Source organism: Brevibacillus sp. RS1.1 (genome assembly GCF_013284365.1).
Lineage (GTDB): Bacteria > Bacillota > Bacilli > Brevibacillales > Brevibacillaceae > Brevibacillus > Brevibacillus brevis_D.
Window position 1 is genome coordinate 443,626 of the sequence record NZ_JABSVA010000005.1, and the last position, 12,670, is coordinate 456,295.

General features: G+C 51.7%; 8 protein-coding genes. All 8 read right to left on the bottom strand.

Going from position 1 to position 12,670, the window contains the following annotated elements:
• Positions 1-2: 2 nt before the first annotated feature.
• The 8 genes from HP570_RS19320 to HP570_RS19355 are packed head-to-tail and all read right to left on the bottom strand — an operon-like array spanning position 3 to position 12,481.
• Positions 3-2,846, bottom strand: coding sequence for a VWA domain-containing protein (locus HP570_RS19320; protein ID WP_173626790.1), 2,844 nt, complete (start codon positions 2,844-2,846; stop codon positions 3-5).
• Positions 2,836-4,710 carry a vWA domain-containing protein gene (locus tag HP570_RS19325; RefSeq protein WP_173626791.1) on the bottom strand — a complete coding sequence of 625 codons (1,875 nt, stop codon included), beginning with the start codon at positions 4,708-4,710 and terminating at the stop codon, positions 2,836-2,838. Before HP570_RS19325 ends, HP570_RS19320 begins: the two co-directional genes overlap by 11 nt.
• A gap of 16 nt (positions 4,711-4,726) precedes the next feature.
• Complete coding sequence (locus HP570_RS19330; RefSeq protein ID WP_173626792.1) at positions 4,727-5,608, bottom strand: DUF58 domain-containing protein; 882 nt, start codon at positions 5,606-5,608, stop codon at positions 4,727-4,729.
• Positions 5,605-6,588 (bottom strand): AAA family ATPase, encoded by a 984-nt coding sequence (locus HP570_RS19335; protein WP_173626793.1) that lies wholly within the window; start codon positions 6,586-6,588, stop codon positions 5,605-5,607. Before HP570_RS19335 ends, HP570_RS19330 begins: the two co-directional genes overlap by 4 nt.
• Positions 6,589-6,618: 30 nt before the next feature.
• A complete protein-coding gene (locus HP570_RS19340; RefSeq protein ID WP_173626794.1) occupies positions 6,619-8,322 on the bottom strand; it encodes a coiled-coil domain-containing protein in 1,704 nt (567 codons plus the stop codon).
• 3 nt (positions 8,323-8,325) lie between these two features.
• Entirely contained in the window at positions 8,326-9,186 is an 861-nt protein-coding gene (locus tag HP570_RS19345; RefSeq protein WP_173626795.1) for an ABC transporter permease, read from the bottom strand.
• The gene (locus tag HP570_RS19350; RefSeq protein ID WP_015893260.1) at positions 9,183-10,109 is read right to left on the bottom strand and encodes an ABC transporter ATP-binding protein; all 927 of its coding nucleotides are present in this window, start codon (positions 10,107-10,109) and stop codon (positions 9,183-9,185) included. The genes HP570_RS19345 and HP570_RS19350 overlap by 4 nt, the downstream gene beginning before the upstream one ends.
• Positions 10,106-12,481, bottom strand: coding sequence for a DUF7408 domain-containing protein (locus tag HP570_RS19355; RefSeq protein ID WP_254495367.1), 2,376 nt, complete (start codon positions 12,479-12,481; stop codon positions 10,106-10,108). Before HP570_RS19355 ends, HP570_RS19350 begins: the two co-directional genes overlap by 4 nt.
• Positions 12,482-12,670: the final 189 nt, after the last annotated feature.

Sequence of the window (12,670 nt, forward strand, 5' to 3'; positions counted from 1 at the left end):
TATTACTGAGACTTTTTCCGGTTCTTGGCCGCCAATAGTCTGTTTAGGGCTTCGTCAGGCTGTGTTTGCTTCTCTTGTTTCTCTTTTGCCTGCTCGTTCTTGACTGCCGCTGGCTTCACCCGATTTCCAGCCGTTCCTACCGGATGAATAAGGGGAGCAGATACGACTTTCTGGTCATCTGTCCGCTCTTCGCGTGTCCGTCTTGTTACAGAGCGCTTCTCGCCGAGGCGAGACAATACTGCCTGTTGTTCAGAATCGGCAGACGGGGACTTGCGCAATCTCCATAGACTGGAAAGCCTTGCCCACCATTGATCCGGCAACTGCAGACGACGAACGGCGATATCGATCGGCAGCAGCAACGCCGCCAACATCAGTAACCACTCACTGATTGACTGTGTGTCCCATTTATCGGGAAGCGTGCCACCAAAAGCTTCTTCCGGCTTGATGATCTGATTCCCTCCACCAGCACTTAGCCACTCTTGAAGACGCTTCTCACCATCGGCATGTATTCCGTATTCGGGTGAATAGGAAACGGTCAAGCCTGTCGTTTGGCTCGCCATGACTTGGCCTCGATTTTTTTGTGAGATTTGAATCATGTACGTGCCCGGATCAGCCGTCTCGAATTCACCCTCCATGACACCGGGAGCAACCGGCTTAAGCTTGATGACCTCTCGCTTCATCTCTTGGTTGAGAACGACTGCCTCCATCTCTTGAGGCATGCTTTTACCAGCTGGCATCGTAACCTTCACATTGCCTTTGGCGCCGTTCACGCTCGTGGTCGTCTTCCAAGCGCCTTCTGTAATCTGTGGGAAAGTCCATGCCACGATTTCGTTCCACAGACGGCTGTTTCCTCCCCAAGCCACCCAGTCCGGTGACCACTTCCCTTCCAGATCACTCGTCCAGGCGACAGAACGCCCCAGACCGTACTGCCAGCGGGAGAGAACCGGATCATCGTCAGCACTCATCAAGGATGATTCTGCTGTTTGCTTCGGTGTTGTTGCAATATACGCTCGCACCGGAGGCAATGCTTGCTTCAGCGTAGGCCAAGCTCCCAAGCCTGTATAGCCTGGTACTTGAGGCTTCTCCACAATAAACGTGCGGCTGGCTAAGGCTGTTTCTTTACTGAAGATTTTCGGGATGGATTCGGCATCATTTGCAAAATAGTATCTGCCTTTTCCTAACTCAGCAATCATCTCCAGCAGCCCCCTATCTGAATCATCCCCAAGCGCCACTGTTGAAACAGTAATATTTTCAGCCGTCATTTGTTGGAGCAGGCCCTCGTAATCGTCGTCGAGTGCAGACTGCCCATCTGTGAGCAAGATCACGTGCTTGCGCTGTGTGTTCATCGCCTTTACTCGTTCGTAGCCCAGCTGTAAGGCAGGGAAAATATCGGTCCCGCCATCCGCTTGAATTCTGCTGATCTGCTGTTGGATTTCATCCAGCTTCGTGACAGATTGTGGAGCTACGACATCCCATGGTGTGTCGTCAAATGCGATTACCCCGATGTAGTCCTGTGCATTCATCATGGTTGTCGCTCGTATCGCGGCTTCCCTAGCCAGTGCCATCTTATCCGCACCTCTGGCATCGGAGCTCATACTGCCCGACTTGTCGATGACCAGCTGAAGTCCGAGCGAAGGGAGCTGTTCCTTCCCTTTTAAATCCATGTGAACAGGTAATGCCTCTTCGATTGGTGTCTGGAACCAGCCACCCATACCAAAGCTATCTTTACCGCCTGTCATGATCAAACCAATGCCCAAATCACGTACAGCAGTCCGCATGCGTTCCATATCCGCATCAGTCATGCTCGTAGCGGGCACATCTGCCAGTACAATGGAGGCAAATTGCTTGTAGCCCTCAAGCTCCTTTGGCAGCAGTGCGAGATCGCGTAGCTCTACCTTGATATTGCCTGCTTCCAGCGCTTGAATGAGGTTGCTGGCGGCACCTGGATGCCCTTCGGCTACGAGTACAACTGGTGCCCCGGCTACCTGCGTATAGGCTGTTGCCTGATTGTTCGCCGCTACGGTATCTTGTCGTGGCTCGATTTCCACACGATAGCGATGGAAACCCTGCTGCATCGCTTTTTGCGAAAAAACGAAGCGATTGTTGCCTTTGCTAATCTGTACCGTTTGCTGGCCAGCCTCGCGATTGCCTTCATACAGGCGAAGGATAGCCTCGGTCGTTATCGTACTCTCCACATCAACGGTGATGCCGTATTCCTCTCCCGCATACAGTCTTTGTGGCACCTGTACAGATGTAAGAACGACCTCATCCCCGTTTGGCTGCTGCAAGGAAACAGCCTCTACAGCGATTCCTCGCTCCCTCGCCAGTCTCGTCTGCCGTGCCGCATCTCCGCTTGTTTCCAGACCATCTGTTAACAAAACGACTTTTCCTCTGGCATTGGTAGGGATCATGGCAGACGCCAATCGGATTCCCTCTGCCAAATTGGTTGCATTCCGGTTGACATCCACGCCCAATGGCTGTACCTCTTGGCGTATCGTCATCGGTTGATCGACCGCCGCCTCTGCACCTATTGCAATGACAGCATACTTATCCGCTGCCTGCTTTTGACCGACCGCCTCCCGCAAAAAGGAAAGAACTCGCGGATCGTCCTTCATGGAAGCCGATCGATCGACAACAAACACAATCGTTTTCGCCTGAACAGGTGTCAGCAGCTGTGTCCCTGCCAACGCCAAAACCAGAAGGAGGAACAAGAGCGAACGAATAGTAGCAATTGTTGCCTTTCTGCCGATTGGCATTTGCTTTTGATGTCGCCACCAGCTGATGATGACATACGCAACAGGAAGCAATAGCAACAGGAATAGCGGCTGTATAAAGTTAATACCCACGCTGATACACCCTCCATTCCACCAATAACACCAAGAGAGCAAAAGCTGCCAACCAATAGGTCAGCTCCTTCGTTCCCAGTGCTCCTGTTGTGTCAGTCGCTATTGCTTCCTCACTCTCCTTTTGCTCTTCGGTATTCTTCCGGGCAACGCTCAAGGACTTTGGTGTAATGTTCGATTCTCCCTCATTCATTTGGACAGGAAAATACGTACTTTTGGTGCCTGTATCTACCTCTTCATCAAGGCGATACAATCCGGTCAGCTCCGGTAGCTGCATCGTTTTGGACGTGGCGTCCTCCGTAAGAGACTGCTGATGTCCATTCGGATACGTCAAGGTACGTGCTGTCGCTCCCGGTGAGAGTGGGAGGGTCAAGACTTCTCCCGGATGTGCCGTAGGGATTGGGGCTGTCTGACCAGGTGACAGCCAGTTGACGACATTTTGCATGAAAATCGGAAAAGCAGGACGCAGCGGGAAGTCCGATGCATGCAAATCAAATCCGATAATGACTAGTCGTCGACCGTCTATGATCCCGGCTCTGACCAGATCGACATCACCTGCGCGTACCAATGGCTTCATACCAGGCATCTCGTCCAATGCGTATCCTTTGGCGATGTGCACATCTCGCCAATCAACGTGCTTGAGCAGCGGGTCATCTGGGGAAACTGGCCTTGGCTGTTGATCCAGTTCTTTTTCTCCGGCAAGCGGCAACCACTCTGTTTTCTTGTTCGGAGCAATCAACAAAAGGTTTCCTTTTGGTAGCTGGTCTGGCACGACTCCGTCAAAAACCCACAGGTCACGCGCATCAGCCGCAGCATCCGGTGCCTGCTGAATCGTTTCCACCTCAAGACTCCCGACTGTCTGCAATACTTGATGGAGAAAGCGGTTCCCCTCTGGCGAATACAATGCTGCTTTTCCCTTCCCGGCAGCGAATGGAACACTCCACATGACATTATCCTGGGAAAGTCCGTCCTGCTCCGGTTCGATGACTGCACGATAGACGCTAGACACCGCCAGCTTCTGAAACGAAAATGTCTGGGAGCTACCCGCCCCAATCGCAAAAGAATCGGTATCCAGCAGCTTGTCTTGCTCATCAAAAACCGTGACTTTTCCTTTTGCAGGCATACTGCCGTGATTGTCCACCCGCAGCAGTCCCTCTACCCCTTTTTCCGTAGGTTGGGTCACAAAAACACCGATTGACGTATTCTCCCGGGTGCTTCCCATCTGCATGAACTGAAAGCTCCCGGAAAAGGCAGGGACTGAGCCTCCATCCAGCTTGCGTTCCCCGCTTCCGTCCCCCATCCAAACCACTCCACTACCTGGTTCATTCTCTGCAATGGCTCCTGCCAAAGACAAGGCTGCGATTTGATCGGATGTCCCGGAAAAAGGCGCAAGCTTTTCGATGGCTTGCAAGAGCGGCTCTTTGTCTGCACTTTTGGAAACTAAAACATTTGGCTCACGCCCTGCCTCAATGAGGGTCATCGTCTGTCCGCTTCCCAGCTTCTCTACGAGTGCTTTTGCCTGTGAAACGGCTCGTTCCAGCCGCGTCTCGTTTCCTTCCTTTGCCATCATGCTCCCTGATGTATCCACGACCAAAATCGTATGATCCGATGTGATTCCCTCAGTGGGCACGGCCGGTCGGATCAAAGCCAGCACGAGCAAGCAGGCAGCGAGCAGTTGCAGCAGCAACAACAGGTTGCGCCGCAGCCTTTCCCACGGTTTCACCGCTTCCCAGTTTTGCAACGTGCGCTGCCACAGGAGTGTACTAGGTATGACACGATCCTCTACTTTTCGCTTGAGCAGGTAAAGGACGATGATGGCCGGGATTATCAGCGCAAACCACAAGTTGCCCAAACCCATCCACTGCATGTTGTCTCTCTCCTCTCTAGCGAATCAAGCCGGCCTGACGAAAGACATGGAAGACAATCGATTCCAGAGATTGTTCTGCCTCTACAGACATGAAGGCGATTCCTCTTCCATAAGCAAACGCGGACAGTTCTCGTTGATAATCTTGCAAGCTCTTGTGATACTCTTCCATCAAAAGGCTGGTCAAGGATGCTTCTTTTGCATGCCCGGTCTCTGAATCGATCAACCGCAGCTCTCCCGCATACTCGGGGGCAAGCTCTTCTTTGGAAAGCACCTGGACCAGCGTGACCTCTTGTCTGGCCGCCTGCAAATACGCGATGCCTTCCGTATAGCCTGACTCAAACAAAAAGTCCGACAGCACGATGGATGTGCCAGCTTTGCCCCTCACAGCCCCGGGCTGGCGCATTGCGTTTTGTATATCACCTGCTCCCCCTTCTTGCAAGGAGGAAAGGAAGCTGAGTAAGCGATGCGCCTGGCTCTTTCCTTGCAGCCCGGTAAGTGCTGCCGTAATGCGGCTGTCAAATGCATAGACTGACACATGATCGAGGTGACACAGGGATAAATAGCCAAGAGCCGCGGCAATCTCGACAGCACGGGTCAGTTTGTTCGGTTGCCCGTAGCTCATCGAACGACTGCAATCGATATACAAGTTCACATGAAGCTCGGTCTCATCCAAATACTTTTTCAAAAACAGCTTGCCTGAACGGGCATACGCATTCCAATCGAGCTGCCGCAAGTCATCGCCGGGAACATACGCCCGAAAGTCTGCGAACTCCATGGAGCTGCCCAGCTGTCTCGCCCTTCGCTTTCCTGCCTGGCTGCCGCCGACCGCTTTGCGACTAGCCATCTGCATTCGCTCCAGTCTGGCGAGCCATGACGGATCAAGCAGGTGTTGATTCATACCTTCTGCGTCCCCAGTTCGTCCAAGATATCCATAATGACGCGGTCTGGTCGGATGCCGTTTGCCTCTCCTTCAAAATTGAGGAAAATGCGGTGGCGCAACGCTGGCAAAGCAACTGCTGTCACGTCCTCGTACGCCAGATTGTATCGCCCAGCCAGTAATGCACGTACCTTTGCCAAGGAGACAATCGCCTGCACGCCACGCGGACCAGCACCGTTACGCACATATTTGTTCACCGAAGCAATTGCCAACTCCCCCGGATGCGTCGCTAAAAGCAGCTTCACGGCGTAATCTAGTACCGCATCAGCTACCAGCACTTCACGCGCTGCCTGCTGAATCTCAGCAATTTGCTCGGCTGAGGCCACTTTTTCCACGGTGATCACCTGGCTCGTGGTCGTTTGCCGCACGATCATTTTCAGTTCTTCTTCCGTCGGATACGGCACGTCGATCTTCAATAAAAAGCGATCCATTTGCGCTTCTGGCAACGGGTATGTCCCTTCCTGCTCCAGTGGGTTCTGGGTCGCGAGAACAAAGAACGGCTCCGGCAGCGGACGAGTCACTCCTCCAGCTGAAACGGTTCGCTCCTGCATGGCCTCCAATAGGGCGCTTTGCGTCTTTGGCGTCGCCCGGTTGATTTCGTCAGCCAGCACGACGTGAGCGAAGATCGGCCCATGTTGGAATTGGAAGGACTGTTGTCCCTTCTCGTCGACCAACAGGATGTTCGTTCCAGTAATGTCTGTCGGCATCAGGTCCGGAGTGAACTGAATCCGCTGAAACGACAGCTCGAAGGCTTGGGACAGTGTCCGAACAAGCAGCGTTTTACCCAATCCGGGTACGCCTTCCAAAAGCGCATGTCCTCCTGCAAACACGGCCCACAGAAGTTGCTCGACCACATCTTTTTGTCCTACCAATACCTTTCCAATTTCCTGCCTGACAAGCTCTACTCGCTGCAAGCAATCCTCAAGCGTTTGCTGCGCCATCGCCGTGTCTCCTTCCTGTTGTTGAATGATCTAAGGCTCTATTTTGCTGAAGTAATCCTTCACGATCTGTTGATAATCGCCGGGAATACTGCCTTTTTCCATACTCTCGCGGGCAAATTGCTCATACTGGCCGTAAACTTCCTCGTACGGCAGCGTTCCACCGGAGGTGACTTGTGTGTTTCCGCTTTGCTGTGACTGGGAAGGTCCTGACCCGAGTGAGCCTCCGACCGTATCAACGGGTCCTTTGTCTCCACCTATGCGATCTGCCGGGATGGTGACGAGCTCGTGTTTGCCTTTTCCTAACCCGGCGCCACCGCCTTGACCGCTTCCATTGCCATTTCCATTGCCATTGCCATTGCCATTGCCATTGCCATTACCGTTTCCATTTCCGTTGCCATTCCCATTCCCAGGCTGGTTTGCCGGGTTCGCCCCTTGATTTGGGGTGGTACCTGCTCCCGGTGTCGCCGCTGATGGCTGATTGCCAGGTGACCCAGATGCTGGAGTCGCCTGTCCTGTTGCTGCCGTTCCTGCCCCAGCTCCACTCGCCCCAGCATTTCCTGCTTGTGTGCCTGCACTGGCAAGCGTCATTTGCGACTGATTGAGCGAGGCCGCGGCATGTATAGCTGCGAGCATAGCCTGCTGAGATTGCTGGATGCCCGTCATGGCTTGCATCAAGCTGTTCTCGAGTGCGGTCATTGCTTGAGGCACTTGCCCTTGGGCTGTTTGCTGGGCTGCCTCTGCCAGTTGTTTGGCAATATCCTCCAGCTCCTTCGAGTCGGCAGACTCTGCCTCTTTTTTCAATTGCTCTGCTGCACTTGCGAGTTCACGGGCGATCTCTTCCCTCTCTTTTTGCGGCATGCTTTCCATGGCCTTTGCCATTTGTGCCAGAGCCTCGGTCATCGCTTGTCGATCTTTCGCTTCCATCGCACCAGCCAAGGCTTTTGTCCCTTCTTGATTACCCAGGCTGCGCTGGAGTGCTTGCAGTGCTTTTTCTTTGCGCTGCTCTGCATCTCTGACCTTCTCCAATTGTTTTTCCGCAGCGCGCAAGGCATTTTGACGTTCTGCCGGGTCGTCTGCTTTCGCCAAAGCCTTTTTTGCCTGCTCCAGCATTTCCTCCAGCTGCTTTTTCTGCGCGTCCGTTAAGTCTGTATTCTTTTTCACGTCCTGTTTGATTGCCTCTACTTCTTCCTCGACCTGCGCGATGGCTTTCTTCTCCTCTGCCATCTGGGCCAGTCGCAAGTCTTGAAGATTCGGCCAAAGAAACAGCACCAGGCACACTAATAGCAAGCTGCTTGTGACATACACCTTTCTTTGGATCAGCGACCAGATGCGGACGCTCTCCACGATTTGCGGCAAATTTTTACGCAGATGCTGCAACGCGTCTTCTCTCTGCATACCTGCTACCATCGACTGATTCTCTTGATTCTCCCATGCTGTGACGACTCGCTGGGCCAAACCATTACCGTCTGCCACTTGTGCACATTGGAGCCAGGTTGGACGCATCCAAAGCGCGCGCACCAGACCTATCATGACAACAAGCACTGGCAGCACAACCGCGATCCAATGGTAAAGCGGAATCGGCCAGATACGGGCAAGGAGGAGGAGGACCAGACTCACCCCTATTCCCCACAAACCATAAGCAGTTAGCTGCTGTATCCATACACGCAGGCCCAATTGCTTTCGAATGGGTGCAAGCAGTGACTTCAGCTCGTCGTTCGCTCTAGAGGTAAACATGGCTTATTGCTCCTCTTTTACTTTGCGCAATCTCGGTTTCACTGGCTGAATGAGATAAATGGAGAGTAACAGGCAGAACAATGTAATGGCCCCGAAAAACAGACAGTAAACTGCATACGGGTCCACATTCCCAATCCTGATCTGCGGCCCTTCTTCAAAAATGTTCAACATCGCAAACAATGGGTTAAAATTATGCATGAGATTGGGCCAGTCTGGCATAGTCGCGGATGGCAGGTTACCGGACCGACGCTGGTACCGAATGAACTCTTTGATAATTTCCGCCAGTATGCTCGACCCGATCGCAGATCCGAACACCACGGCATAAGTGACAACCGTAGAGATACCAGTCCGTTTGATCAGCGTGGACATAAGCACACCAATGCTGCCGATACCGAACATCGTAATGATGTAAAAGCCAAACACCTTGATTACTTGTGCAGGTGAAATTCCCCCATACAAAAAGACGATGGCATAGAGCGGGATGGTCGCAATGACCAGAAAGGTCATGAAGCTGAGCGATGCCAGCCATTTGCCTAAAATCAATCGTGTGGCGCTGACATTCGTCGTCAACAGCACACTCAACGTCTGACGTTCGCGTTCACCGGAAATCACACCTGCCGTCAGTCCCGGAACGACGAAGCCGATCATCCCAAGCTGAAACACAGACAGCATCATGAACAGCTCCCGTGTATCATTCGGGTTGTAATAACTGCCACCGTTTGTCATAAAGAAAATGATCGTGAGCGTCATTGCGCCCAAAACGAGTAAATATAACAGGATGATCCACGGTGACCGATTGGTCCGCATCCGCATTTTCCATTCATTGAACAAGACAGGGTTGTGAAATCGTCTCAAGTCGCTCATGAGCCCACCCCTTTCGTAATTTCCAGGAAGATTTCTTCCAAATCACCTACTGCCTCATTAAACGCGGCAACAGGATAGCCTGACACCGCAAGCTCCCGCAGCAGCTCAACCTGTTCTTCGTCATTGCCTGAAAAGCCTGCAACGACCCAGTTCCCTTCACGTGTCACCCTGGTAATGACGGGCATTTCACGCAGGCACGTCATTGCTTCCTCAACCCGATCTAAGAGGCGAATGCGCAATACCCGCTGCTCTTGCATTTTCGAGTAAATCTCATCGACTCGTCCAAAGGCAACCAGATTGCCTTCCTCCACAATCCCGATGACGTCGCACATCTCCGCCAGCTCAGGCAATATGTGCGAGCTAATGATAATCGTCTTGCCCATATCACGCAGTTCCTTCAAAATCTCCCGCAGCTCGATGCGTGCACGCGGGTCCAAGCCAGAAGCCGGTTCGTCCAAAATGAGTACCTCCGGATTGTGAACCAGCGAGCGGGCCAGTCCGAGGCGCTGCTTCATCCCCCGCGACAACGAGTCAACGTAGGCATCCCGCTTGTGCGTGAGATTCACCAGCTCTAATAACTGCGGAATGATTTGTTTGCGTTCGGCTGCCGGAATATCGTAGTTCGCAGCGTAAAAATCAAGGTACTCTTCTGCTGTCAAATTGTCGTAGACACCAAAAAAGTCTGGCATGTAGCCGATCAGCTTCCGCACTTCCTTTGGATGCTTGGTCACTTCGTAGCCGCCTACGTATGCTTTCCCACTGGTCGGCTCCAATAAAGTCGCCAAAATGGACATTGTCGTCGATTTTCCTGCCCCGTTCGGACCGACGAAACCAAAAACGGTACCCTTGTCAATTTCGAGCGAAAGTCCTTTTAACGCTTCCATTTTGCCGTAGCGCTTGCGCAAATTTTGGATCTGGATCACTTCTTGCTCACCTTCCCTTCCACACTGACACTTGGAACCCCAATGTGGCGTTCGTCCTCAAACTGGTGGGCAAATTTGATACGGACAATGCCGTCGCCCGAAACATAAGTAGTGGTCTTGTCGCTTGACATGACGTTGTTCATGAATGCTTTTTCAAATGGTTCGAAAGCTTTTGTCTTCCAGTTGTAAACCTCTTTTTCAAATGTCGTATTGTCCTCTGACCAGGTGTACAGATACAAATTGCTGATGGTAAGCTCCTGGCCTTCCTGATTCAGATTGATATCAAACGTAATATCCCCGGCAGGGAGTCGAAAGCCATCGCCGTAATCATCTACCGGAACAGAGCTGCCCGACATCGTCACATCAAATGATCCCGTCGGATAATAAATGTGTCCGTCCTTGGATGGATTTACATGCAGCGTCGAAGTAACCATCGCAATGCTGCTGTTATCCGTATTTTCGTTTGGTACGACAGCCTCAACAACTTGCTCATCGGTCCAGCCCACGAGTTTTACCACTTCAGACGGACCGTTTCGTCTGTCCAGCATGTCCAGCATTTCCACGATGAGTTGTTCACGCGTTTCTGTTTCATAGCCATTCGATTGCAGGTGCTGCGGCAGCGCATTCCCCATATTCATCCGATGTTTGTTCCGCCTTGCTTGATGTTGAGAGGCAAACGGCAAGTTCACTTCGATACTGCTGCCAGCCGCCAACTGCGGAAACTCTTGTACCGTTATACCTGTCGAGATCGTCACATCTCGCAGCGAGTACTTCGTATGGTTCGTCACAGTTCCTTTTAGTGCGCCGTTCTCATACGACAGATTCGATTCTATTTTTCCTACGTCTGATAAAGTTTGCTCCGTGGCAACCTTGCGCATCGACCAGAATTCTACATCTCGGAAATCAATATGAGTCTGATCTGGCTGTATGGAAATCCACGTTTTCGGAACTTGATCGGTATAATTTCTTTCAATGACGGGCTGGGTCATGCCCTCTCCCTTTAAAGTCAAACGATAGTCGTCATTACTCGGTACGAATAATGCGGTAACACTCACCGTATTCGCCTGTCCGTTGTTTTGCAGCTCAACATAACCTACCTGGTGCAGCTTTACACCTACACCCCGCTGGATGGCACCAATCGAGAAGATTCCGATTCCCGCCACCACCGAAAGGGCAGGGACGATAACCCACATGTAGCTTTGCTTGCGGCCTCTCCGCAAAATATAGAAAAGAACTGGCCCGACAACCAGGGCATAAATTCCGAAAAATACTGCGAACCAGCCAACCTCCGGAATTTTCAAGGATGGGACGCGATCAGCAGCATCCCGAAGCGGCCATACGTCCTCGATCATGCTCCTATTTGAAGCGTTGATGGAAGAACCAAAAGCCTTTACTAATGTATCTGCCCAAAAGCGGCTGTTTCCTGCCCAACTGGCTACTGGTTCCGCCGCCAAATCATAGGCGACGTACAATACTTTTCCTGCTCCCACGTTATGTACAGCCATCAGCGGAATATTTCCTTCGCTATACAGAACTTTCCCTGCCTTCAATGTCCCATTGCTTACAGTAAAGGGGGATGTCAGTGCGATCGGATTGGTCTTATCCACTTTTAAACTAGAAAGTGCCTGTACACTCGTCACTCCTGTCACTTCTACTGGTGACAAATCACCCAAAACGCCTCCGGATTTCTTGTACTGTGCTCCTCCAGCTAAAATCAGCATCCCGCCTGATTTTGTCCAGTCCCGAATCGCTTTGATCTGCTGTTCATTCAATGAATCCAATGCAAAATTGTTGATGACGAGCATATTCATCATCTGGAGCTGTGTACCTGTCACTGGCATATTGTCTGCCTTCATCGTCAAGAGCTGGACAGGGTTATGATTAGAGCCTTTCGGCAGTACACCAAGGAAGTTAGCTGTGTCTGGGTTTTCTGCCAACACACCGATCATCAGCGTATCTTCGCTGTATGAGCTCCCTGTTATTGGCGTTTGCGCGATCACTTTGTTATCTTGCATCAAGGCCACATAAGAACTGCTTTGCAGCTCTGATCCAGGAACGATAATCGTTGCCTGCTTGGTCACTCCGCTTGCAATGGAAACCGGCTGATAATTGGCAACTGCGAAGCGACTGTCTACCCGTTCTCCAGTGGCGACAAAAAGCTCCCCTTCGATATCCGCCCCTCCATTTTTCACCGTGACGACAACGGGAATCATCCCCGTTTGCCTGTACTTCCCTTCAATTCCGACTGTTACTCCTAGCTGAATGTTTCCCTCTGCCAAGGCTGTCCTCGTTAATCCTAAAGGAACACCTGCTACCAACAGGAGGAACGCACAGAAGGCCAGGAGCCATCGCTTACACTGTGCCGTTTTCATTCGTTCAAAACCTCCACGGACCATTCTTTTTTCTTCCTATCTTTTCTACTCATACAGTTATTGACGTTATTTCCAGACAAATAGCTACAATTTTTTTCAAAATGAAGTCTACGGTTTCATGGAATTTGCGAGATGATTTGCATGAATTTGATCACGGGGACTCACAGGCAAGACATAATGAAAAATAGA

Excerpts from the sequence above, each read along its gene's own strand:
- HP570_RS19325 (WP_173626791.1), bottom strand. The coding sequence starts at position 4,710 with ATGCAGTGGATGGGTTTGGGCAACTTGTGGTTTGCGCTGATAATCCCG.
- HP570_RS19330 (WP_173626792.1), bottom strand. The coding sequence starts at position 5,608 with ATGAATCAACACCTGCTTGATCCGTCATGGCTCGCCAGACTGGAGCGA.
- HP570_RS19335 (WP_173626793.1), bottom strand. The coding sequence starts at position 6,588 with ATGGCGCAGCAAACGCTTGAGGATTGCTTGCAGCGAGTAGAGCTTGTC.
- HP570_RS19355 (WP_254495367.1), bottom strand. The coding sequence starts at position 12,481 with ATGAAAACGGCACAGTGTAAGCGATGGCTCCTGGCCTTCTGTGCGTTC.
- HP570_RS19345 (WP_173626795.1), bottom strand. The coding sequence starts at position 9,186 with ATGAGCGACTTGAGACGATTTCACAACCCTGTCTTGTTCAATGAATGG.
- HP570_RS19340 (WP_173626794.1), bottom strand. The coding sequence starts at position 8,322 with ATGTTTACCTCTAGAGCGAACGACGAGCTGAAGTCACTGCTTGCACCC.